Consider the following 21,894-nt stretch of genomic DNA (forward strand, 5'->3'; position numbering starts at 1 on the left):
TATTACCTTCCCAGATAGACTTCGATGACACGCTCGTCGGCCTGCACTTCATCCATGCGGCCCTGGGCCAGCACGGAACCCTCATGCAGCACGGTGACGATGCCTTGCCGGGCGATTTCCGTGACGAAACCCATGTCATGCTCGACCACCATGATCGAATGCTTGCCGCGCAATTCATTGAGGAGTTCCGCCGTGCGCGCCGTTTCCGCGTCCGACATGCCGGCCACCGGTTCGTCCAGCAGGATCAGCTGCGGCTCCTGCATCAAGAGCATGCCGATTTCCAGCCACTGCTTTTGCCCGTGCGACAGCAGTCCGGCCGGCCGCGCCTCGTGGCCGTTCAAGCGGATCAGGCGCAAGACCGCTTCGATCCTGCCTGCCTGCTCGGAAGACAAGCGCGCAAACAGGGTGGGCGCCACGCGCTTGTCCATCTTCATCGCCAGTTCCAGGTTGTCGAACACCGTGTGCTGCTCGAACACGGTGGGACGCTGGAACTTGCGGCCGATGCCCGCGTGGGCGATCTGCGCTTCCGTCATCGTGGCCAGATTCATGGTCTGGCCGAACCAGGCCGTGCCGGACGTGGGCCGCGTCTTACCGGTGATCACATCCATCATCGTCGTCTTGCCCGCCCCGTTCGGGCCGATGATGCAGCGCAGCTCGCCCACGGAAATATCGAGACTCAGCTTGTTGATGGCCTTGAAGCCGTCAAACGACACGCTGATGTCTTCCAGATACAGAATCGCGCCATGCGTCGTATCGACGCCCTCGCCTTTCACGCGCGCATACGTGGGGCCAGCCTCGGTGCCGGCCATGCCGGGCAACATGCGGATGCTCATGCGGCCTCCTCCGCCACGATGGCGGTCTTTTTACGTTTGAGCTTGTTCAACACACCGAGCATGCCCTGCTGCATGAACAGGGTGACGCCGATGAACAGCAAGCCCAGTGCGAACAGCCACAGTTCCGGCAAGACGGCCGTGAACCAGCTTTTCAAGCCGTTGACGGTAAACGCGCCCAGGATGGGGCCGAGCAAGGTGCCGCGCCCGCCCACCGCCACCCACACGACCATCTCGATGGAGTTCGCGGGCGACATTTCGGACGGGTTGATGATGCCCACCTGCGGCACATACAGGGCGCCCGCGATGCCGCACAGCACGGCGGACAGGGTCCAGACGAACAGCTTGAACCACAGCGGGTTGTAGCCGAGAAACATCAGGCGCGCCTCGCTGTCGCGCACGCCCTGCAGCACCCGGCCCAGCTTCGAGCGGACGATGGCGCGCGCACCGACCAGCGCTGCCAGCAGGAAGGCCAGGGTCAGCAGGAACAGCACGGCCCGGGTGGCGGGCGCCGTGATGCTGTGGCCCAGGATCGTCTTGAAGTCCGTGAAACCGTTGTTGCCGCCAAAGCCGGTGTCATTGCGGAAGAACAAGAGCATGAAGGCATACGTCATCGCCTGCGTGATGATGGAAAAATACACGCCCTTGATGCGCGAGCGAAACGCAAAATAGCCAAAGACAAAAGCCAGCACACCCGGCACCAGCACGACGAGGGCCATGCAGTACCAGAAGTGTTCCGTGAAGGCCCAGTACCACGGATAGGTTTTCCAGTCGAGAAAGACCATGAAGTCGGGCAAGCTGCTGTGATACTGGCCCTGGTCGCCGATGGCGCGCATCAGATACATGCCGTGCGCATACGCGCCCAGCGCAAAGAACACGCCGTGTCCCAGCGACAGGATGCCCGTGTAGCCCCAGACGAGGTCCAGCGCCAGCGCGGCCAGCGCATAGCACATGAACTTGCCCACCAGCGCCACCGTGTAGGCGGACACGTGCAGCGCATGCCCTTCGGCAAACATCAGGTTACAAATCGGCAGCAGCGCCGCCAGCAGCGTGCAGGCGGCAATCGCCAGCCAGACGGGCCGCGTGAACAGGCCTTGTTTGATCGGGTAGGAGGTAGTCATTCGACGCTGCGTCCCTTCATGGCAAACAGACCCTGCGGCCGGCGCTGGATGAAAATGATGATGAAGACCAGAATGGCGATCTTCGCCAGCACGGCGCCCGCCACCGGTTCGAGGAATTTATTGACTTCGCCCAGGCCCAGCGCGGCGATCACGGTGCCGGCCAGTTGGCCCACGCCGCCGAGCACCACCACCATGAAGGAATCGACGATGTAGCTTTGGCCCAGGTCCGGCCCCACATTGCCCAGCTGCGACAGGGCCACGCCGCCCAGGCCCGCGATGCCGGAACCGAGGCCGAAGGTCAGCATGTCGACCTTGCCCGTGGCCACGCCCACGCAATCGGCCATGCGGCGGTTTTGCGTCACGGCCCGCACGAACAGGCCCAGCCGCGTCTTGTTCAGGATCAGCCACACGGCCACGACGACGACGACAGCGAAGGCGATGATGGCCAGCCGGTTGTACGGCAACACGAGGCCGCCCAGTACCGTCACGCCGCCCGACATCCAGGCCGGGTTGGCCACTTCCACGTTTTGCGCGCCGAAGATGGTGCGGACAAGCTGCATCAGGATCAGGCTGATGCCCCAGGTGGCCAGCAGGGTTTCCAGCGGCCGGCCATACAGCCAGCGGATCACCGTGCGCTCAAGCGCCACGCCCACCAGTCCCGCGACGAGAAAGGCGGCCGGCAAGGCGGCCAGCAGATACGCATCCTGCAGGCCAGGCAGATAGCTGCGGAAAAACAGCTGGCATAAATACGTCGTGTACGCGCCTATCATCAGCAATTCGCCATGCGCCATATTGATGATGCCCATCAAGCCGAAGGTGATCGCCAGCCCCAGCGCGGCCAGCAGCAGCACGCTGCCCAGCGAAATGCCGTAAAACACATTGCCGGCCAATTCCATGCGTGACACTCGTCCCTTGATCTGGCGCATGGTCTCGATGGCGGCCAGCTGCACGGATTCGTCCGGCTCGCCATCCTTCTCCAGCATCGCTTGCAACACCGGCAACAGGCGCGCATCGCTGCTGCCCGCCAGCGCCAGCACGGCGGCCTTGCGCGCGGCGGCATCGGGCGCATGCAGGTTGGCGCTGGCGATCAGCACTTGCAATAGTTGTTGAATTTCAGCATCGTTTTCCCGCGCCAAGGCCGTGCGGATCAGGGGCAGCTGCACAGGATCGACGGCCTTCTGCAAGGCTTGCGCGGCGGCCAGGCGGACGCCGCGTTCGGGCGCCAGCAGCTGCAAGCCCGACAAGGCGCCTGCCACGGCCGCACGCAAGCGGTTGTTGACCATCACGCCATCGATGCCATCGGGCAGCGGTACGCTCCGACCGAGCGCCGGGTCATATGCCTGCTCGCCATCGACGACATACACCTTGCCATCGGGCGCGGCGTACAAGGCGTCGTCCTGCAAGGCTTGCAGCACACGGGCGGCCTCGGACGTGGCCAGGGCGGCGATCTGCGCCACGGCGGCGACCCTGGCGTCGGGGTCGTCGCCGGACAGCGGTGTGAGCAAGTCGGGAGGGATGGCGGCCTGCGCCAGCGAGGATAAAAACAGGCAGGCGAGAACCACCAGTTTGAGGAGAAGCTGCATGTGCGTTCCAAAGAATGACTGCACGGGGGCGCATGCTGCCCCCAAAGGCGACGACTGGGATCGGATGGGGACGCCTAGTCCCTGAGGGTCCGACCCCGGCAGTTGCTGCTGGGTTAAATATCAGCGCCTACAGCTTCTGCTTGCCCTCATTGCCCTTGATATACGGACTCCACGGCTGGGCGCGTATTGCTTCCTTGGTTTTCCACACGACATTGAATTGCCCATCGGCCTTGATCTCGCCGATCATCACGGGCTTGTGCAAGTGGTGGTTCGTTGCATCCATGGTCAGGGTGAAGCCCGATGGCGCCTTGACGCTCTGGCCCGCCATGGCGGCGATCACCTTGTCCGTGTCCGTCGATTTCGCCTTTTCCACGGCTTGCGCCCACATGTGGATGCCGACATAGGTCGCTTCCATCGGGTCGTTCGTCACCACCGAACCGGCGTTCGGCAGCTTTTGCGCCACGGCATACGCCTTCCACTGCTTGATGAAGGACGCGTTCACGGGGTTCTTGACGGATTCAAAGTAATTCCACGCCGCCAAGTGCCCCAGCAGCGGCTTGGCATCGATGCCGCGCAGCTCTTCTTCGCCGACGGAAAACGCGACGACGGGCACGTCCGTGGCTTTCAGGCCCGCATTGCCCAGTTCCTTATAGAACGGCACGTTCGAGTCGCCATTGACGGTGGAAATGACGGCCGTCTTGCCGCCCGTGGAAAATTTCTTGATGTTGGCGACGATGGTTTGATAGTCGGCGTGGCCGAACGGCGTGTAGACCTCGCTGATATCGCTATCCTTGACTCCCTTGCTTTTCAGGAAGGCGCGCAGGATCTTGTTGGTGGTACGCGGATACACGTAATCGGTGCCCAGCAGCACGAAGCGCTTGGCGCCGCCGCCATCCTTGCTCATCAAATATTCCACGGCGGGAATCGCCTGCTGGTTCGGCGCGGCGCCCGTATAAAACACATTCTTTTCCAGCTCCTCGCCCTCGTATTGCACGGGGTAAAACAGCAGGCTGTTGAGCTCCTTGAAGACAGGTAAAACCGACTTGCGCGACACGGACGTCCAGCAGCCGAACACGACGGCAACCTTGTCCTGCGCCACCAATTGTCTCGCTTTTTCCGCGAACAGCGGCCAGTTCGACGCCGGGTCGACGACGACGGCTTCCAGCTTCCTGCCCAGCACGCCGCCCTTGGCATTGATCTCGGCGATCGTCATCAGCGCCACGTCTTTCAGCGACGTTTCGGAAATGGCCATGGTGCCCGACAGCGAGTGCAAAATGCCTACTTTGATCGTGTCGGCGGCCAGGGCTGCCTGCATGCAGGTGGATGTGGCCAGGGCGAACGCGCCGGCGGCCGCCGCTTTCAGGATGATGCGTCGTGACATGGGGACTCCTGTGATGGGTTCGTGGGGGTCGAGCTGGGCTACGATGTTGTTAAAGCAGAATGCATGCCAGCGCCTACAGGTGTCCGCCATGGTGCACGCGGCGCTCGCCGCACGAAAAAAAACCTGGCTGCACAAGGACTGTGCAGCCAGGTTTCAAATTGCCGTAAAACGGTGCGCCGGAGGCTTTAGTCCTTGCGCGGCGCTCCACGCAGGCGGCGCCACCCCTTGCGTCCCAGCGGAAACAGCAGCACGAAAGCGATCAGCCACGGCAAGATGTAGGCCATGGCCGTGATGGCGTTGGCCACGCCTTCCGACAGGTTGTCCGTGAAGTTGCCCAGCGACCGCTTGACGGGCGTCCAGAACGATTGCTTGCCTTCGGCGCTGATGGCCACGTTCAGCAAGTCCGTATCGATGCGCTGCATCAACAGCGCATCGGCCGCCGTCGCCTGCTCCAGCTCGACTTGCACGGTGGCCAGCTCCTTGCTCACCTTGATCAGGGCATCGACGTTGGTGCCCGAGCGCTTTTCCAGGTCTTGCAGCTGCGCCTGGTATTGCTTGAGCATGTCCAGGCGTTTCTTGCTGTCGAGCACGGGACGGCCCAGGTCTTCCACCTTGGTGCCCTGGCTGGTGACGTCGCCTTCGGCCGCGACCAGTGCGACGAGCTTTTTGATGCCGGCCGGCTTGGCCCGCATGCTGATGCGCGCATGCACGTAGCGGCCGCTGTCGAGGCTGGAATCGAGCAGCAGGCAGCCGTTTTCCGTATCGGCCTTGCAGGCGGCCACCACCTTTTCATACAGGGGCCGTACTTGCGCCTCGCGCGTATCGATGCTGACATTGTGTTCATAGGCAAGAAACTCGCTGCCCTTTTCCTTGCCTTCGAGACGCGCAGCGCTCGATTGCCCGCCGCTCTCGCCCTTGCCGCCGCAACCGGCCAGCAGCATCAGGCCGAACAGACCAATATGGATTTTTTTCATGGTTTCTTTCTTGAGATTATTTTTGCAGCGGCAACAATTCGATATCGGGCAAGTGCGCGGCCACATCCTGCACGGTCGCGTGGCCCGTCAGCGATGCGATCACCTGCGGCAACGGCGCCGGCCAGATTTCCGGCAAGTCGCGCTCCTCGGGCGCCAGCACGGGAAAGGCCAACTGTTCCTGCGGCGGCGCAAAGGCGGCGACGACGCCGGGCTTGTTGCCGCGCGCATCGATGCGGTACCAGCCGAAGTCCTGCAGATACACGGCGTTCAAGCCATGCAGGCAGAACGGCGGACCCACCTCGCCGACGGCCAGGCGCTGGTAGCACAGCCCGGCAGGAATGCCGTTGGCGCGCAGCAGCGCGGCCAGCAGATGGCTCTTCGCATAACAGTATCCCGTGCCATGCTGCAAGACGTCGGAAGCGCGGCAGGTGACGGGATTGCGCCGGTAATCCCAGCTGTGGGCGATCTCGTCGCGCACGAAGGCAAAGCAGCGCGCCGCGACGGCGGCGTCGCCCACGGCGCCTGCCGCCAGTGCGGCCGCCCTGGCGCGCACGGCCGGATGATCGCTGTCGATATACAGGCTGCTGGCTAGATAGAGGGAGAAGTCGGTAGACATGGCATAAAGGCAATGCGAAAAGATAATGCGCGATTTTAGTCGAAGCGGCACGCAATCAAGCGTTTCCTTGCGCAGGAACAAAGAAAATCCACGCGTCAGGCGCGCTGCGCGGGGGGCGGCGACTTTGGCGCCGGCCCGGTAGCTGGTATCATGCGGGCAAACGCAGCCGGCCTGATTGGCACGGCACATGCACTACCCTGCGAAGCGGCCCCCGCCGCCGACGCCTCCCTACAGATCAGAGAAACGAGTTCCTATGAGCACTTCATCGTCCCATCCATCGTTCTGGCGCCGTGTCCCGCTGGCCTTCGGCGCCTTCTTCAGCACCCTGTCGGACGCCGCCTATGCGGCCCGCGTGGAAAAGTTGTCTCTGCCCGAGGCCGCCCCGGTGGCGCCAGTAGCCCCTGCTCCGGCGCCGGCCTCCATGCCGACGCCGGCCGCCGCCCCCGTCATTTTGAAAGAAGCGACGCCGGACGCGGCCCTGCAATTGCTGGCCCTGCTGCAACGCGAAGCGCGGTTGATAGACTTCACCCAGGAAAACCTGGGCAGCCATGCCGATGCCGACATCGGCATGGCTGCCCGCGTCGTGCATGAAGGCTGCGCCAAGGTCATGCGCGAATACTTCACCATCGAGGCCGTGCGCCAGGAAGCCGAAGGCAGCCGCATCGTCCTGCAGGAAGGTTTTGATTCCGCGCAAGTGCGCCTGACGGGCAACGTGGTCGGTTCCGCGCCCTTCACGGGCACCCTCAGCCACCGCGGCTGGCGCGCCTCCAGCGTGCGCCTGCCGAAACTGAGCGAGCAGCACGACGCCGCCATCCTGGCGCCGGCCGAGGTGGAACTGTGAACGATCAAACCAACACCACCGCGCGCTACGCCATCGGCATCGACCTGGGCACCACCCACAGCGCCCTGTCGTATGTGAACCTGGTCGAGAGCGACGGCGAGCAATCGAGCCATGGCGTGCAGAAAGTGCCGCAGCTGTCGGCGCCGGGCACGGTCGAAGAATTGCCGCTGCTGCCCTCGTTCGTCTACCTGCCGCACGCCGACGAAGTGGCGGCGGGCGACCTGGCCCTGCCCTGGGTCACGGAGGAAGCCGAAGCGCCGTTCGTCGTCGGCGAAATGGCCCGCAGCCGCGGCGCCACCACGCCCATCCGTCTCGTCTCCAGCGCGAAAAGCTGGCTGTGCCACCCGGGCGTGGACCGCCGCGCGGCCATCTTGCCGAACGATGCGCCGGCCGAAGTGGCGCGCATCTCGCCGATCACGGCCGCCACGCGCTACCTGACGCATTTGCGCCAGGCCTGGGACCACGCCCACCCGCAAGCGCCGTTCGCCGAACAGGAAATCACGGTGACGATTCCCGCCTCGTTTGACCCGGCCGCGCGCGAGCTGACGATGGAAGCGGCGCAGGCGGCCGGCTACACTTCATTGACCCTGCTGGAAGAGCCGCAAGCGGCCCTGTACAGCTGGATACAGACCAGCGAAGGCCGCTGGCGCAAGGAAGTCAAGCCGGGCGACATCATTCTGGTCGTCGACGTGGGCGGCGGCACCAGCGACTTTTCGCTGATCGCCGTGCTCGAGCGCGACGGCGTGCTGGAACCGCACCGCGTGGCCGTCGGCGAACACATCCTGCTGGGCGGCGACAATATGGACCTGGCCCTGGCCCACCTGGTGGCGCGCAAGCTGGCCGCCAACGGCACCCAGCTCGATGCCTGGCAGATGCGCGCGCTGACCTACGGCTGCCGCAGCGCCAAGGAAAGCCTGCTGGCCGACAGCGGCCTCGATGTGGCACCGATCGTCGTGCCGAGCCGCGGCTCGAAACTGATCGGCGGCTCCATCCGCACGGAACTGACGCGCGCGGAAGTGTCCACCTTCATTCTCGACGGCTTCTTCCCGCAGGTGGAAGCATCGAGCCGCCCTGCCGTGCGCACGCGCGCCGGTCTGACGCAACTGGGCTTGCCGTATGCGCAGGACGCAGCCATCACGCGCCACCTGGCCGCCTTCCTGGGCCGGCAAGTGGCGGCGACCGCCGAACTGGAAGGCTTCGCGGGCCGCCAGGCGGAAGGCGCCAGCTTTTTGCACCCGACGGCCGTGCTGTTCAACGGCGGCGTATTCAAGTCCGATTTGCTGGTGCAGCGCATCATGGCCACCGTCAACGACTGGCTGTACATGGAAGGCGCGGAACCGGCGCGCATGCTGGCCGGGGCCGACCTGGACCTGGCCGTCGCCCGTGGCGCCGCTTACTACAGCTACGTGCGGCGCGGCCATGGCGTGCGCATCCGCGGCGGCACGGCCAGCGCCTTCTACGTCGCCATCGAATCGGCCATGCCCGCCATCCCCGGCATGGAACCGCCGATCCAGGCCCTGTGCGTGGCGCCTTTCGGCATGGAGGAAGGCAGCGAACTGGAACTGCCGGGCCAGCAATTCGGCCTCGTCGTGGGCGAACCCGTGCATTTCCGCTTCTTCGCCTCGTCCACGCGCCGCAACGACCAGATCGGCGACCTGCTCGACTTCTGGGGTCCCGATGAATTGCAGGAGCTGAGCGAAATCCAGGCGACCTTGTCCGCCGAAGGCCGTCAGGCCGGCGACGTGGTGCAAGTCAAACTGCACGCGCGCGTCACGGAAGCGGGCACGCTGGAACTGCTGGCCGTGTCCCCTGACGGCGCCGAGCGCTGGAAAGTGGAATTCGACGTGCGCGGCACGCCGCAGCAATAAACATGCGCAGCGCTGCGGGCAAGCCGGCCTTCCTGGTCGGCATCGACCTGGGCACCACCAACACGGTGGTGGCCTATGCCGATGCGGCCGATGCGGCCGATGCGCAGGCGGCAATCCAGCTGTTCGGCATCGAGCAGCTGGTCGCTCCCGGCGAAGTGGGCGCACGCCCCCTGCTGCCCTCCTTGCGCTACCACCCCGCCGCCGGCGAACTGGCGGCGGGCGATGTGCAGCTGCCGTGGCCGCAGCAGGACGTTGAGCATGCCGTGCTGGGCGCCTTCGCGCGCCAGCTGGGCGCCCAGGTGCCAGGCCGGCTGGTCAGCAGCGCGAAGAGCTGGCTGTCGCATGCGAACGTGGACCGCCAGGCGCCGATTTTGCCGTGGGGGGCCGATGCCGACGTGGCCAAGGTGTCGCCCGTGGCGGCCAGCGCCAGCTACCTCGCCTACGTGCGCGCCGCGTGGAATCACCGCTTCCCGGATTCTCCGCTGGAAGAGCAGGAACTGGTGCTGACCATCCCCGCCTCGTTCGACGAGGGTGCGCGCGCACTCACATTGGAAGCGGCGCGCATGGCGGGCTTGCCTACTTTACGGCTGGTGGAAGAGCCGCAGGCGGCCTTCTACGATTTCCTGCAGCGCCGGCGCGCCACCCTGCGCGCAGACTTGTCCGGTTCGCGCCGCATTTTGGTGTGCGACGTGGGCGGCGGCACCACGGATTTCAGCCTGATCGATGTGGCCTTCGACGACGATGGCGCACCGCAGCTCACGCGCAGCGGCGTGGGCAACCATTTGATCCTCGGCGGCGACAATATGGACCTGGCGCTGGCCCACCTGGTCGAAACGCGCATGGCCGAGGGCCAGGAAGGCGGCATGAAGCTGTCCGCCGCGCGCCTGTCGCAGCTGATGGAACGCTGCCGCGCCGCCAAGGAACTGCTGCTGTCGAACGACGCGCCCGAGAGCGCCACCGTGACGTTACTGGGCGCGGGATCGCGCCTGATCGGCGGCAGCGGTTCCGTCGCCGTCACGCGCGAGGAAGTGGCGGCCATGGTGGTTGACGGCTTCTTTCCAAAGGTGGAACTGAGCGATACGGCAAAAAAAGGCCGCGCCGGCATCGTCGCATTCGGCCTGCCGTATGCGCAGGACGCGGCCATCACGCGCCATCTGGCCAGCTTTTTGCACCAGCAACAAGGCGAGCTGCCCGACACCCTGCTGCTCAACGGCGGCGTGTTCCGCGCCGACGCGCTGGCCCGCCGCCTGGCCGAGACCCTGGAGCACTGGCGGGGCCAGCCCCTCACCATCCTGCATAACGACAATCCCGACGTGGCCGTGGCGCGTGGCGCCGTCGCCTACGCGCTGGCCAGGCGCGGCCAGGCGCCGCGCATCGGCGGCGGCTCGCCGCGCAGCTATTTCCTCGTGCTGGGCGAGGCGGGCAAGGACCATCGCGCCGTCTGCATCCTGCCCCGTGGCAGCACCAGCGGCGAAGAAATCCGCCTGACCGAGCGCCTGTTCGCGCTGCGCCTGGGCCGGCCCGTGCGCTTCCACCTGGCCACGTCCCTCTCTGAGGCGGGCACGCCGCCGCAACTGGGCGAGATCGTCGACCTGGACGCGGGCGACTACCTGCGCCTGCCGCCGCTGGCCAGCGTGCTGCACGCCAGCGACGGCAATGACAGGCGCGAAATCACCGTGCAGCTGGCGACAGTCATGACCGAGGTAGGGACTTTGGAAGTGCACTGCGTGGCCGAAGCCGATGCCGGCCAGCGCTGGCTGCTGGAATTCCAGTTACGGGGCGAGGAGGAAACGCAGGCCGAAACGTCCAGCTTGCCGCCACGCGTGAAGGAAGCCATCGAGAAGATCGAGCGCATCTTCGGCGGCAAGGCGCAAAAGGTCGAAGTCAAAGAAGTGCGCCAGCTGCGCCAGCACCTGGAACGGGGACTGGGCGGGCGCGAAAGCTGGGATACGCCATTGCTGCGCCAGCTGTTCGACGCCCTCCAGCTGCGCGCCCGTGGCCGGCGCCGCTCCGCCGAGCATGAACGTGTCTGGCTGAACCTGGCCGGCTACTGTTTGCGGCCCGGCTACGGCGATGCGCTCGATCCGTGGCGCATCGAACAGCTGTGGGCCATGTTCGACGCGGGCGTGCAGCATCACAAGGACAACCAGGTCTGCGCAGAATGGTGGACCCTGTGGCGCAGGGTCGCCGGCGGCTTGAGCTCGGAGCAGCAGCTGCGGCTGCTCGACGACTTCGCCTTCAACCTGCAGGCCGATGCGGCCCAACGCGGCAGCCGCCCCGTCACCCTGGTGAACGGCAGCGACGACGACATGCTGCGCCTGGGCGCCTCGCTCGAGCGCATCCCCGGCGCCTACAAGGCGGAAGTGGGCGCCTGGCTGATCAAGCGCCTGCAGAAGGCTGAGAAAAAGGGCGAAGCGGCGGACACGAATACCCTGTGGGCGCTGGCCAGGGTCGGCGCGCGCCAGCCCTTCCACGGCAGCGCGCACGAAGTGGTCGACAGCGCCACCGTGGCCGAGTGGCTGGCCGTGCTGCTGGCGCTGGACTGGAAAAAAGTGGAACCGGCGGCGTTTGCCGCCACCCACCTGGCGCGCATGACGGGCGACCGCTCGCGCGACATCGCCGACGCGCTGCGCGCCACCATCCTCGCGCGCCTGAAAGCCGTCGGCGCCCCGCCCCTGTGGCAAACGATGGTCAGCGAAGTAACGCAGCTGGACGAAGCGAACACGAAACGCATGCTGGGCGAGGCGCTGCCGCCGGGCTTGAAGCTGATCGGGTGACAAGATTCATCCCATCGCCCTGGATGAAGCGCAGGTCGGATGAGCGCCGTGCGCGTAATCCGACGACATTGGCGGCGGCACCCGTCGGATTACGCCCTGCGGGCTAATCCGACCTGCTTGCCAAGGCGATTCATCCTGCGCTGCGCGAACGGCGATATCGCGGTAAGCCATCGGCCAGCTAGATCACGGCCACCACGAACAGCACCACCGCCAGCGGCGCCTGCACCAGCACGATGCCGGGATGCGTGCGGCGCAGCTGGGCCCACACGGACAGCCCCGGCACTTCCTCGTGCGGGTGGTGGGCTTCGTCGCGCAGCGACATCGCGTGCAGGAACATGCCGGCGATCAGGGGGCCGGGGTTGACCCACCAGCCCTGCTCGAGCAAGCCGCGCGACAGGTAGATGGCCAGCGCGCCGATGGCAAACGGCGAAGCCCACACCAGCGCCAGCATCAGGCGGATGCCGTAGAATTCCGCCAGGGTGCCCACGCGGTGCAGGCGGCTGAAATCGTGGTCTTCCATGCGCTTGTCGATGGCCAGCTCGGCGCGGCCGTACAGGGTCCACAGGCCGCCGAACAGGCAGCCCAGCAGCACGCCGATGACGATGTCGGCCGCGAACACCACGTATTTATTCACGTCGGCCGTGCCGATGCCCAGCGACGTGTGGGCGGCCGCATGCAGGTGCAGGCCCGCCTGCTCGCCTTCGGCCGTCGTATAGCGGTCGCGCACGTCATAGGTGCTGCCGATATACACGACATTCTTGCGCAGCGCCCCGGCAGCCACGCCGGCCTGGCCATCGATCAGTTTGACGCGCGTGCGCGTGGGGTTCAGAAATTGGGGCGCCACGGCGGCCGGGTGGAACGGCGCCGTGACGGCGTTCTGTTCCGCCGCCGCCTTGGCGTCGCCGTGGATGACGGGCTCGAACGCCCAGCGCGCCAATTCCTTTTCGCTGCCCGTGCGCCGCGCCAGCTGGCACACGCGGCCGGCCAGCGCCAGCCCTTCCTTTTGCTCGGACAGGACGGCCGGCATGGGCTGCTTCTGCTCCTGCTCGTCGGCGCCATGCGCCAGCTCGAAGGCCACGGCCGCCAGCACGGGACTTTTCAGCTCGATACGCGTGACGGCGCCCATGCGCTCGCGGATCCGCGGGCTGGCGAAGTGAATGCCGGCCGCGCAGCGCGCGCGTATCCACGCCAGGTTCGCGTTCCGGTCCGATTGTTCGGGCAGGACCAGCACCAGTTGCCGGCCATCGGCGGCCAGCCGGTCGAGCAGGCTGTCGAGCGGCCGCTCCCCATCCTGGTGCTGCTCGTACACGGCCGGCGCCAGGTCCAGGTCGATGGCCAGCACCTTGCTGCCGCGCGTGGCGGCGCTGGCGATCAATTGCTCCAGGCGCGTGCGTTCCAGCGGTTCGCGCTCGTCGAAAACCTGTTCGAACGCGGGCTGGTCGATTTCGATGATGCCGGGGCGGTAGGCGGCGCCCGGGTCCTTGCCCCGGTTTAGCAGTTGCCCCTGTGCCGCGCTGGCGCGCAGCATGGCCGCATCGAGCCATTCGAGCACGTGAAAACCTTCCAGCACCAGCATCAGCGCGGCGATCAGGCTGGCGCCGATCACGTGATGCAGCAGATGCGTGCCCGTCAGCTTGAAGGCCGAACCCAGCTGGGCGAGCGGCCACAGCAGGCGCCGCCAGAGCGGCGGGCGCGGTTGGTCTGGCGGGCTGGTTTCCACTGGGCGTACTCCTTGCGTGCGGCGAATAAATTATCACCCAAGCAACAAGCGATGACGGAAGGACAGTATATTGCAGTTGTGCCCAGTCCGCCGCACGGCTGGCAGCCTACTTCGGCTTGGCCAGCAGCAGCTTGCCCAGCGCTTCGAAGGCCGGCGTGGTGGTCGGGTCGTTCGCCGCATTGGCCGCCGTCGGCGTCGAGGCGAAACGCACGATCACCATTTCCGCCTTCGGATCGACATAGATGCGCTGGCCGTACACGCCGCGCGCCATGTAGGCGCCATGGTCGTTATGCGTGACCCACCACATGTCGCGGTAGCTCCAGCCCTTGAGCAGATCGTAGCCTCCCTTGGCGAACAGCTGCTTGTCGCCGCCGCGGCGGATATCGTCGACCGCCGCCTTGGGCAGGATCTGCTGGCCGTTGTAGCGGCCGTCGTTGCGCAGCATCTCGCCGAAGCGGGCCAGGTCGCGCAAGCCCGCGCTCAAGCCGCCGCCCGCAAACGGCGTGCCCGTCGAATCGACGCTCATATAGGCGTCCTGCTCGGCGCCCAGCTTTTGCCAGATATGCTCGGACAGGTAATCGTTGACGTTCTGCCCCGTGACCCGGGCGATAAGCCAGCCCAGCACGTCGGCATTGACGGTGCGGTAGCCGAACGCCTCGCCGTGCCGGCCCTCGTGCCGCACCGTTTGCAGGTACTCGAAATAGCTGCGCGGCCCCGTGTAATCCTTGGGCTTGGGCAGCGGGTTGCCGGCCGCCGCGTGCTGCCACACTTCCGCTTTCGGGTCCGCATAATCTTCGCTGAATTTCAGGCCCGTGGTCATGTCGAGCACCTGGCGCACGGTGGCGTCGCCAAACGCGGATGCGGCCAGTTCCGGCACGTAGTCGGCCACTTTCTTGCCTGGATCGAGCTTGCCTTCGGCCACCAGGGCTGCGCCGATGGTGCCCATCACGGACTTCGTCACCGACATGGCGCCATGCTGGCCGCTGTCCTTCAACACGCCAAGATAACGTTCATACACGATGCGGCCACGATGCAGCACCACGATGCCGTCCGTGTAGTTGGCGCCCAGCGACTGTTCCCAGGTCATGCTGTCCTTGCTGCCCAGCGGCGTGAAGCGCAGGCCGTCGATATCCTTGCGCAGCGCGCGCTTCAAGGGCACGGGCGCCCCCAAGCCGCGCGATACGTCCACCGTCGGCATCAGCTGGCGAAAGTGCGACACGCTCCAGCGCAACTGGGGGAAAGTGAAATAGCTGCCGTCGTCAAAGCGGATGATCTTATCGGCAGGCGGCGGCGCGCCCACCATCCATTTCAATGCGGCCGGATCGCTGGCGGCGGCCGACAGCGGCGCCGTCGGCTCTGCGGCATGGGCGCCGGCGGCCAGCGCCAGGCAGGCTGCGGCCAGGGCCAGACGTTTGATGCTGGGGAAATCGTTCATGCGATGCACTCCTTGATAGACAGAATATTCAATAGACCCATACGACGTTGGCCAGCCAGCCCGTCCACGTCCTGGCCCGCCCATTGACCAGCTGGTTGACGCCCGACTGTGCGAACGAGGCGCTGAAACCCAGGGTCAGATAGGTATTCGGGTTCACCACGCGCACATACTTGACGAAGACATCGTTGGCCAGCATCGGGCGCAGCACGCCGGCGATCACCACGGGCGCGTCACCCGGCACGTCGAGGCGGGTGGCCTGGCCGAACTGCAGCGGGCTGCCCATCCGGTTGGCCCGCACCTGGGCCAGGTAGGCGGTTACGGTGTCTTTCGGCGTCGGGCGCAGCTCGATGGTGGCTTGCAGCGCGTTCACGTTGGCATTCACAAAAACCCAGGTAGCCTTGCTGCCCGAAGCCCAGGCGCCCGGCGTGCCTTCGAAGAACAGCGGGTCGAAGCGCTCGTTGCGCGCCGTACGCGGATCGTCGCCTGAAAAACTCTGGTAGCCAAGCGTGAACTTCGGTGTCCAGGCCACGTCGGGCAGAGAAAAGCCCCCTTCCGTACGCCAGCCCCAGCCCCGCATCGGCTCACGCGTATTCCATTCGCGCGCCGCGTCAAAGCCGAACCAGCCTTTCGACAGCACGCTGGGCAGTACGGGAACGCGCGCGTAGCCATACACGAACTGCAGATCCTTGCGGCCATCGGGCACGGCCAGCGGTGCGCCGATGCCGCGCGGCGCCGCCTGCGGATACGCGGCATGCGAACGCGGTACCTTGCCATACGCGATGCCGGCCTTGCGGTCGTTCGACGGCGCGTAGCTGACGTCGACACCGACAACGCGCGTGCCGCTATCGTTGTCGGGGTTTTTCATTCGGGTCGAGGTAAAACGCCTGGGCGCTGAACGCATCCTGGCTCACCCTGGCCACCACGGAATTCTGGAAGGCCTTGCGCGGGCCGAGCTTCAGCGCGCCGCGGTCAAAGCCGTTCGAGCCGCCATTGGCGATCAGCATGCCCGTGCCCAGCGTGAAATTCTGCGCGCCGGCCGACAGGTCGAGCATGGCGCGCGTGCCGCCGAGCGGCATGCGGATGCCGGCGACGAATTCCTCGATCGAGATGCGGCCCGTGTCACCCGCGCCGAAAGGATCGTGGCGCAAGGTGCCCGAGCCGACGGCGGAGATGCGCGCATACAGCTGCCTGCCGTCGCTCAGGTTGCGCTTGAAGCCGAGGGCCGGCTTGACATAGAACTCGTACCAGTAGGGATGAAAATCGAAGTCGGGATTGCGCGCCGGCTTATTCGACAGCTTCCAGAACAGATTGCTCTCGCCGGCCACCTGCACGCCCGCTTCCACGGAACGCGTCATGTGCCAGTCGGCGCCGATTGCCGGTTCGACGGCGGCGCGCCGGGCCACCTCTTTTTCCATGCTGCTTTGCCCATCGGGATCGAGCTGGCCGGCGGCGCCGCAGGCGGCGCTCGCTCCCAGCAAGGCCAGCACCATCGTTCTGCGTGCCAGGAACATCGCTTGCATTGCCATAGATATCCCTTGCGCTGGCTGACTGTCAATTTGAGCGGATGTTATCAGAGATGCTCTTTTTTATTGTTGTAAAGCATCCTATTGTGCGGCGCGGCTGTGGTGAGACGAACGTCTCACGGCAGTCCCATGCTGCAATGCGGCATGCATATGCCTGCGCTTCGTGCTAAAAACGGGCATACCATAAAAAATACCGAGACACTGGAGAGCGCCATGCCCTACGTCCGCCAGACCAGCCATATCGACCGCGTGCGCGACCTGATCGCCGGGCATATCGTCAACCCAGGGGCCGACACGGCCAGGCTGGCCTCGTCGTACCGGCGCTCGCTGGACGACTACCGGCTCGACCCCGCCTCCACCACGGGGCCGCGCATCCTGACGGGCGCCGAGCTGCGCGCCATCCAGCAGTCCGAGGAAAATTTTCTGCGCTCGACCGGCCAGTGCCTGCCGCGCCTGCACGCCATGGTGCGCGAAGCGGGCTACTGCGTCATCCTCGCCAACGCGCGCGGCGTGACGATCGACTACGCGGTCGACACGGACCAGCGCAAGGATTTCAAGAAGGCGGGCCTGTATCCCGGTTCGTGCTGGTCGGAAGAGGAGGAAGGCACGTGCGGCATCGCCTCCGTGCTGCTCGACCAGGAAGCGATCACCGTGCACAAGACCGACCACTTCCGCGCCGCCTTCACGGGCCTCACATGCAGCGCCGCCCCCATCTTTTCGCCGCACGGCGACTTGATCGGCGTGCTCGATGCCTCGGCCTTGAATTCGCCCGACGCGCGCGACAGCCAGCGCCTGGTCAAACAGCTGGTGCGCCAGGGCGCAACCCTGATCGAGGACGGCTTTTTTCTCAAGTCCTATGGCCATTGCTGCATCCTGCTGGCGCACCGCAACCGCCATTTCGTGGAAGTGCAGCCGGAGATGCTGCTCGCCATCGACGAGCATGGCGACATCGTCGCCGCCAACCGCTGCGCGCGCGACGTCATCGGCGGCCTGGACGCCCTTCCCCGCCCCGTCGCCGAGGTGCTGGAAGTGCGCGCCGAGCGGCTGTTCGATGCGCGTACGGGACACAGTCTGCTGTCGCTGCGCCTGGCCGGCGGCAGCACCTGGCTGCACGCGCGCGTGCGCGCGCCGCTGCGCCAGGCCAGCGCGCGGGCACGCGTCAAGAACGCCGCCCCCGTGACGCAGGACGCGCCGGCCTGCACGCCGCCGGAGCTGGCCGAGCGCACGCGCATCGTCAACGCCATGAACGCCGCCAAGTGGCGCCCGCTGCAGGCGGCCGCCATGCTGGGCGTCTCGCGCGCCACCCTGTACCGGCGCCTCAAGCAGCTGCACATCGTGCCGCCGCACCGCCAGTAGGGCATCCGGCAAGCTGAGATTTCCGTCTCATATTCCGCCATGCTGCGCTGCGGGATGCGGGTTCAAAACGCCAGTGTTACAACATCGTCAGCGGCAACACAGCCGCATCCCATCATAAAGTCAGCAGACTTGGAGGAGACACGATGCAAACCGAAATCAACCCGCACGACCTGGCCGTGGCCGGCATCCTGGAGCAGCTCGAAGGCTTTCTGCGCGCCAGCGACGGTACGGGCGCCGCGCAACTGTTCGAACAGGATGGCTACTGGCGCGACCTGGTGCTGTTTACCTGGAACCTGAAAACCCTGGAAGGCCGCGGGCAGATCGCCGCCATGCTGGCCGCCCAGCTGGGCGCCGTGCAGCCGGTGTCCATCCGCATCGCCGACGGCGAACATGCGGTGGAAGCGGGCGGCGTGCTGCAAAGCTGGATCACCGTGGAAACGAACGTGGCGCGCGGCGTGGGCTTCATCCGCATCCGCGACGGCAAGATCTGGACCCTGCTCACCACCATGAGCGAATTGAAGGGTTTTGAGGAAGCCAAGGGCGGCCGGCGGCCCATGGGCGCCGAACACGGGGCGCGCACCAACCGCAGCAGCTGGCTGGAAAACCGCGAACAGGAAGCCAAGGAACTCGGTTACGCGCGCCAGCCCTACTGCGTCATCATCGGCGGCGGCCAGGGCGGCATCGCGCTGGGCGCGCGGCTGCGCCAGCTCAATGTCCCCACCATCATCATCGAGAAAAACGCCCGTCCCGGCGACAGCTGGCGCAAGCGCTACAAGTCCTTGTGCCTGCACGACCCGGTCTGGTACGACCACATGCCGTATATCCCCTTCCCCGACAACTGGCCCGTCTTCACACCGAAAGACAAGGTCGGCGACTGGCTGGAGATGTACACCAAGGTGATGGAACTGAATTACTGGGGTTCGACGTCATGCGAATCGGCCAGCTTCGACGAGGCCAGCGGCGAGTGGACGGTGCAGGTGCTGCGCGACGGCCAGCCCGTCACCCTGAAGCCGAAGCAGCTGGTGCTGGCCACGGGCATGTCGGGCAAGGCGAACATGCCGAAGTTCAAGGGCATGGACGTGTTCCAGGGAGAGCAGCAGCACTCGTCGCAGCATCCGGGGCCGGACGCGTATGCCGGCAAGAAGGTGGTCGTCATCGGCGCGAACAATTCCGCGCACGATATCTGCGCCGCCCTGTGGGAAGCGGGCGTGGACGTGACCATGGTGCAGCGCTCGTCGACGCACATCGTCAAGTCCGATTCCCTGATGGACCTGGCGCTGGGCGACCTGTATTCGGAACGGGCGCTGGCCGCCGGCATGACGACGGCCAAGGCCGACCTCACGTTCGCCTCGATTCCGTACAAGATCCTGGCCGACTTCCAGAAGCCCGTCTTCAAGGCCATCCGCGAGCGCGATGCGGACTTCTATGCGCGCCTGGAGGAACGGGGCTTCATGCTCGATTTCGGCGACGACGATTCGGGCCTGTTCATGAAATACCTGCGCCGCGGCTCCGGCTACTACATCGACGTGGGCGCCTCGGAGCTGGTCGCCGAGGGCAAGATCAAGCTGAAAAGCGGCGTCGGCGTGCAGGAACTGACAGCCCATTCCATCGTGCTGTCCGACGGCACGGAACTGCCGGCCGACCTGGTGGTGTACGCCACCGGCTACGGCTCCATGAACGGCTGGGCGGCCGACCTGATCTCGCCCGAGGTGGCCAACAAGGTGGGCAAGGTGTGGGGACTGGGCTCGGCCACGACGAAAGACCCGGGCCCGTGGGAGGGCGAGCAGCGCAATATGTGGAAACCCACGCAGCAGCAGGCGCTGTGGTTCCACGGCGGTAACCTGCACCAGTCGCGCCACTACTCGCAATACCTCTCGCTGCAACTGAAGGCGCGCATGGAGGGGTTGAACACGCCCGTGTATGGGCAGCAGCAGGTGCATCACCTGGCGTGATCGTAAGCAGCAAGCCGTGTAGGTCGGATTAGCGCGAGAAGCGCGTAATCCGACACATTGCTGGCGGCTCATGTCGGATTACGTGCGGCTTTGCCGCGCTAATCCGACCTACCAATGAAAAAAAATGGCGACGGACCGAAGTCCGCCGCCATTTTGCATCATGCAGCCAACAATTACTGCTTGATGGCTTCGATAGCGAAAGTCAACGTCACGTCATCGCTGACGGCCGGCGCATATTTGCCGGCGTTGAATTCCGAGCGCTTGATCTTGGCCGTGGCGTTGGCGCCGCACGCGTCTTTTTTCAGCATCGGGTGCGGTGCGCAATTGAACGAGGTGACGGTCAGGGTCACCGGCTTGGTCACGCCTTTCAGGGTCAGGTTGCCTTCCACGGAGGCCAGCTTGTCGCCATCGAAGTTGAACTTGGTCGATTTGTAGGTGGCGACCGGATACTTGGCCGTGTCGAGGAAATCCTCGCCCTGGATGTGCGAGTTGAACAGGGTCGAACCCGTATCGACGGACTTGGTGTCGATCAGCACTTCGACGGCGCCCGTCTTGGCGGCGCGGTCCAGCGTGACCTTGCCGGTGGTGTTATTGAAACGGCTTTGCTGCGTCGAGAAGCCCATGTGGGTGTACTCGAAACGGGGGAAGGTATGGCTGCCATCGATGACATAGACTTCAGGGGCGGCAAAAGCGGACAGCGAGAAGCCGGCGGCGGCGATAAAAGCGAGCAGTTTTTTCATTGTTGGTTCCTAACAAAAAGTGGAGGATGTCAAAACCGCAAGCAGCTGCAGGCGGGAAGCGCTGCGGCTGATTGTCTGGCTTCAGTTGCAACAGATTATGCATGGCATGAAGATCGATGTAAAACGGAAAATATACCTAGTTAGCATCGAAAAAATCGATAATAAGGGCAATAATGTCCACGACAGCGTCTTCTGCTGCCGATTATTGTCTGCAATGCCAAAAATATCCAGCGTTATCCGGCGCCTCAGACCCGACATCAAATGAGAATGATTCTTGTTATTGTCCTGCGGGATTGTTATCATTGCGGCCCCGGCAAGCCTGCAGCTTCGCCTTGATTCATCCATAATAGCGCAGCACATACGGCAGAAAAACATGACGGCCACCCGCCACGACACGCACACCTTGAACGCCCATTCCATCGTCACCCCGCTCCCCAGCCAGGGGCTGACAGCCGGCGCCCCCGCCTGATGCGCGAGCCGCACCTCCAGGCCCCACTGCGCGAAGCGCACGGCGCGCGCCTGCGCCGCTGGGCCTGGACGGCCGCCGGCGCCCTGATGGTGCTGCTGGGGATCATCGGCGCCATGCTGCCCGTCATGCCGACGACGATTTTCCTCATCCTCGCCCTGGCCTGCTTCAGCCGCGCCTCGCCGCGGCTCGAGCACTGGCTGCTGCACCACCCCCGCTTCGGTCCGCCGCTGCGCCAGTGGCGCGAACACCGCGCCGTCTCGCGGCGCGGCAAGGCCATGGCTTGCCTGGGCATGGCCATCGGCTTTGTCGCCATGTGCCTGGGCCACCCGCCGTGGTGGGTCGTCGCCATGGTGGGCGCCATGGAGCTCGCCGTCCTCGTCTACCTGTTGCGGCGGCCAGAAGGTCCTGCGGCCAGCCGAGCAGAATCTGCCCGCAAAGACGGTAGCGGCGGGCAGTAAGCGGCCGCGCCCGCGTCGAAAAAACGGCAACTGAGCCGAACCGCACATAAAATCACCGCGATGCCTGCACAGGGTGTGTCGAACTTTTCACCAAGATGCGGCTCCGCCACGCCAGTGTGCGTGATTAAATTCGGCAAGAACGGTGCTTTCCCGCTTTTTCCACTTGTAAACGGGCGCATAGACATTATTTGCATATTCAAAGCAAGATTCTGTCGTAGGAGTAATAACACGATCGGAGGTATACTACGCA

The 21,894-nt window shown here is 65.2% G+C and carries 17 protein-coding genes; 6 read left to right on the plus strand and 11 right to left on the minus strand.

The window, feature by feature from the left end:
• Nucleotides 1-2: 2 nt before the first annotated feature.
• The 6 genes from urtD to ACQ4W4_RS01065 all read right to left on the minus strand — a co-directional run bounded on the left by urtD (nucleotide 3) and on the right by ACQ4W4_RS01065 (nucleotide 6,505).
• The gene (urtD, locus tag ACQ4W4_RS01040) at nucleotides 3-833 is read right to left on the minus strand and encodes an urea ABC transporter ATP-binding protein UrtD (RefSeq protein WP_436540436.1); all 831 of its coding nucleotides are present in this window, start codon (nucleotides 831-833) and stop codon (nucleotides 3-5) included.
• Nucleotides 830-1,951 carry an urea ABC transporter permease subunit UrtC gene (urtC, locus tag ACQ4W4_RS01045; RefSeq protein ID WP_436540437.1) on the minus strand — a complete coding sequence of 374 codons (1,122 nt, stop codon included), beginning with the start codon at nucleotides 1,949-1,951 and terminating at the stop codon, nucleotides 830-832. Before urtC ends, urtD begins: the two co-directional genes overlap by 4 nt.
• Nucleotides 1,948-3,534: an urea ABC transporter permease subunit UrtB gene (urtB, locus tag ACQ4W4_RS01050; protein ID WP_436540438.1), complete on the minus strand. Its 1,587-nt coding sequence runs from the start codon at nucleotides 3,532-3,534 to the stop codon at nucleotides 1,948-1,950. Before urtB ends, urtC begins: the two co-directional genes overlap by 4 nt.
• Before the next feature lie 127 nt (nucleotides 3,535-3,661).
• Nucleotides 3,662-4,915, minus strand: a complete 1,254-nt coding sequence (urtA, locus tag ACQ4W4_RS01055; RefSeq protein WP_436540439.1) for an urea ABC transporter substrate-binding protein — start codon at nucleotides 4,913-4,915, stop codon at nucleotides 3,662-3,664.
• Between the two features lie 185 nt (nucleotides 4,916-5,100).
• Nucleotides 5,101-5,889 (minus strand): DUF4349 domain-containing protein, encoded by a 789-nt coding sequence (locus tag ACQ4W4_RS01060; protein ID WP_436540440.1) that lies wholly within the window; start codon nucleotides 5,887-5,889, stop codon nucleotides 5,101-5,103.
• A 16-nt stretch (nucleotides 5,890-5,905) separates the two neighbouring features.
• A complete protein-coding gene (locus ACQ4W4_RS01065; protein ID WP_436540441.1) occupies nucleotides 5,906-6,505 on the minus strand; it encodes a transglutaminase-like domain-containing protein in 600 nt (199 codons plus the stop codon).
• Nucleotides 6,506-6,758: 253 nt separating this feature from the next.
• Between ACQ4W4_RS01065 and ACQ4W4_RS01070 the strand changes: the two genes are divergently transcribed.
• From ACQ4W4_RS01070 to ACQ4W4_RS01080, 3 genes are read left to right on the plus strand one after another with little or no spacing between them, the layout of a single operon-like run.
• Nucleotides 6,759-7,346, plus strand: coding sequence for a DUF2760 domain-containing protein (locus tag ACQ4W4_RS01070; protein ID WP_436540442.1), 588 nt, complete (start codon nucleotides 6,759-6,761; stop codon nucleotides 7,344-7,346).
• Complete coding sequence (locus ACQ4W4_RS01075; protein ID WP_436540443.1) at nucleotides 7,343-9,214, plus strand: Hsp70 family protein; 1,872 nt, start codon at nucleotides 7,343-7,345, stop codon at nucleotides 9,212-9,214. Before ACQ4W4_RS01070 ends, ACQ4W4_RS01075 begins: the two co-directional genes overlap by 4 nt.
• A 2-nt stretch (nucleotides 9,215-9,216) precedes the next feature.
• Nucleotides 9,217-11,991, plus strand: coding sequence for an Hsp70 family protein (locus tag ACQ4W4_RS01080; RefSeq protein WP_436540444.1), 2,775 nt, complete (start codon nucleotides 9,217-9,219; stop codon nucleotides 11,989-11,991).
• Between the two features lie 178 nt (nucleotides 11,992-12,169).
• Here the strand turns inward: ACQ4W4_RS01080 and ACQ4W4_RS01085 are convergent, their stop codons facing one another.
• The 4 genes from ACQ4W4_RS01085 to ACQ4W4_RS01100 all read right to left on the minus strand — a co-directional run bounded on the left by ACQ4W4_RS01085 (nucleotide 12,170) and on the right by ACQ4W4_RS01100 (nucleotide 16,672).
• Nucleotides 12,170-13,711 (minus strand): CHASE2 domain-containing protein, encoded by a 1,542-nt coding sequence (locus ACQ4W4_RS01085; protein WP_436540445.1) that lies wholly within the window; start codon nucleotides 13,709-13,711, stop codon nucleotides 12,170-12,172.
• A gap of 106 nt (nucleotides 13,712-13,817) precedes the next feature.
• Entirely contained in the window at nucleotides 13,818-15,146 is a 1,329-nt protein-coding gene (locus tag ACQ4W4_RS01090; RefSeq protein ID WP_436540446.1) for a serine hydrolase domain-containing protein, read from the minus strand.
• A gap of 28 nt (nucleotides 15,147-15,174) precedes the next feature.
• Nucleotides 15,175-16,011, minus strand: a complete 837-nt coding sequence (locus ACQ4W4_RS01095; protein ID WP_436540447.1) for an alginate export family protein — start codon at nucleotides 16,009-16,011, stop codon at nucleotides 15,175-15,177.
• Entirely contained in the window at nucleotides 15,989-16,672 is a 684-nt protein-coding gene (locus ACQ4W4_RS01100; RefSeq protein WP_436540448.1) for a hypothetical protein, read from the minus strand. The genes ACQ4W4_RS01095 and ACQ4W4_RS01100 overlap by 23 nt, the downstream gene beginning before the upstream one ends.
• Nucleotides 16,673-16,882: 210 nt before the next feature.
• Between ACQ4W4_RS01100 and ACQ4W4_RS01105 the strand changes: the two genes are divergently transcribed.
• Both ACQ4W4_RS01105 and ACQ4W4_RS01110 read left to right on the plus strand, forming a co-directional pair.
• Nucleotides 16,883-18,025 carry a sigma-54-dependent Fis family transcriptional regulator gene (locus ACQ4W4_RS01105; RefSeq protein WP_436540449.1) on the plus strand — a complete coding sequence of 381 codons (1,143 nt, stop codon included), beginning with the start codon at nucleotides 16,883-16,885 and terminating at the stop codon, nucleotides 18,023-18,025.
• Nucleotides 18,026-18,168: 143 nt separating this feature from the next.
• Nucleotides 18,169-19,977, plus strand: a complete 1,809-nt coding sequence (locus ACQ4W4_RS01110; protein WP_436540450.1) for an NAD(P)-binding domain-containing protein — start codon at nucleotides 18,169-18,171, stop codon at nucleotides 19,975-19,977.
• Between the two features lie 173 nt (nucleotides 19,978-20,150).
• Here the strand turns inward: ACQ4W4_RS01110 and ACQ4W4_RS01115 are convergent, their stop codons facing one another.
• Complete coding sequence (locus ACQ4W4_RS01115; protein WP_436540451.1) at nucleotides 20,151-20,717, minus strand: YceI family protein; 567 nt, start codon at nucleotides 20,715-20,717, stop codon at nucleotides 20,151-20,153.
• A gap of 468 nt (nucleotides 20,718-21,185) precedes the next feature.
• Here ACQ4W4_RS01115 and ACQ4W4_RS01120 point away from each other — a divergent pair, with 468 nt between their 5' ends.
• Complete coding sequence (locus tag ACQ4W4_RS01120) at nucleotides 21,186-21,644, plus strand: YbaN family protein (protein ID WP_436540452.1); 459 nt, start codon at nucleotides 21,186-21,188, stop codon at nucleotides 21,642-21,644.
• The last annotated feature ends 250 nt before the right edge of the window (nucleotides 21,645-21,894 follow it).

The sequence above is a fragment of the Janthinobacterium glycogeni genome, from assembly GCF_051380725.1.
Classification (GTDB): Bacteria; Pseudomonadota; Gammaproteobacteria; order Burkholderiales; family Burkholderiaceae_D; genus Janthinobacterium.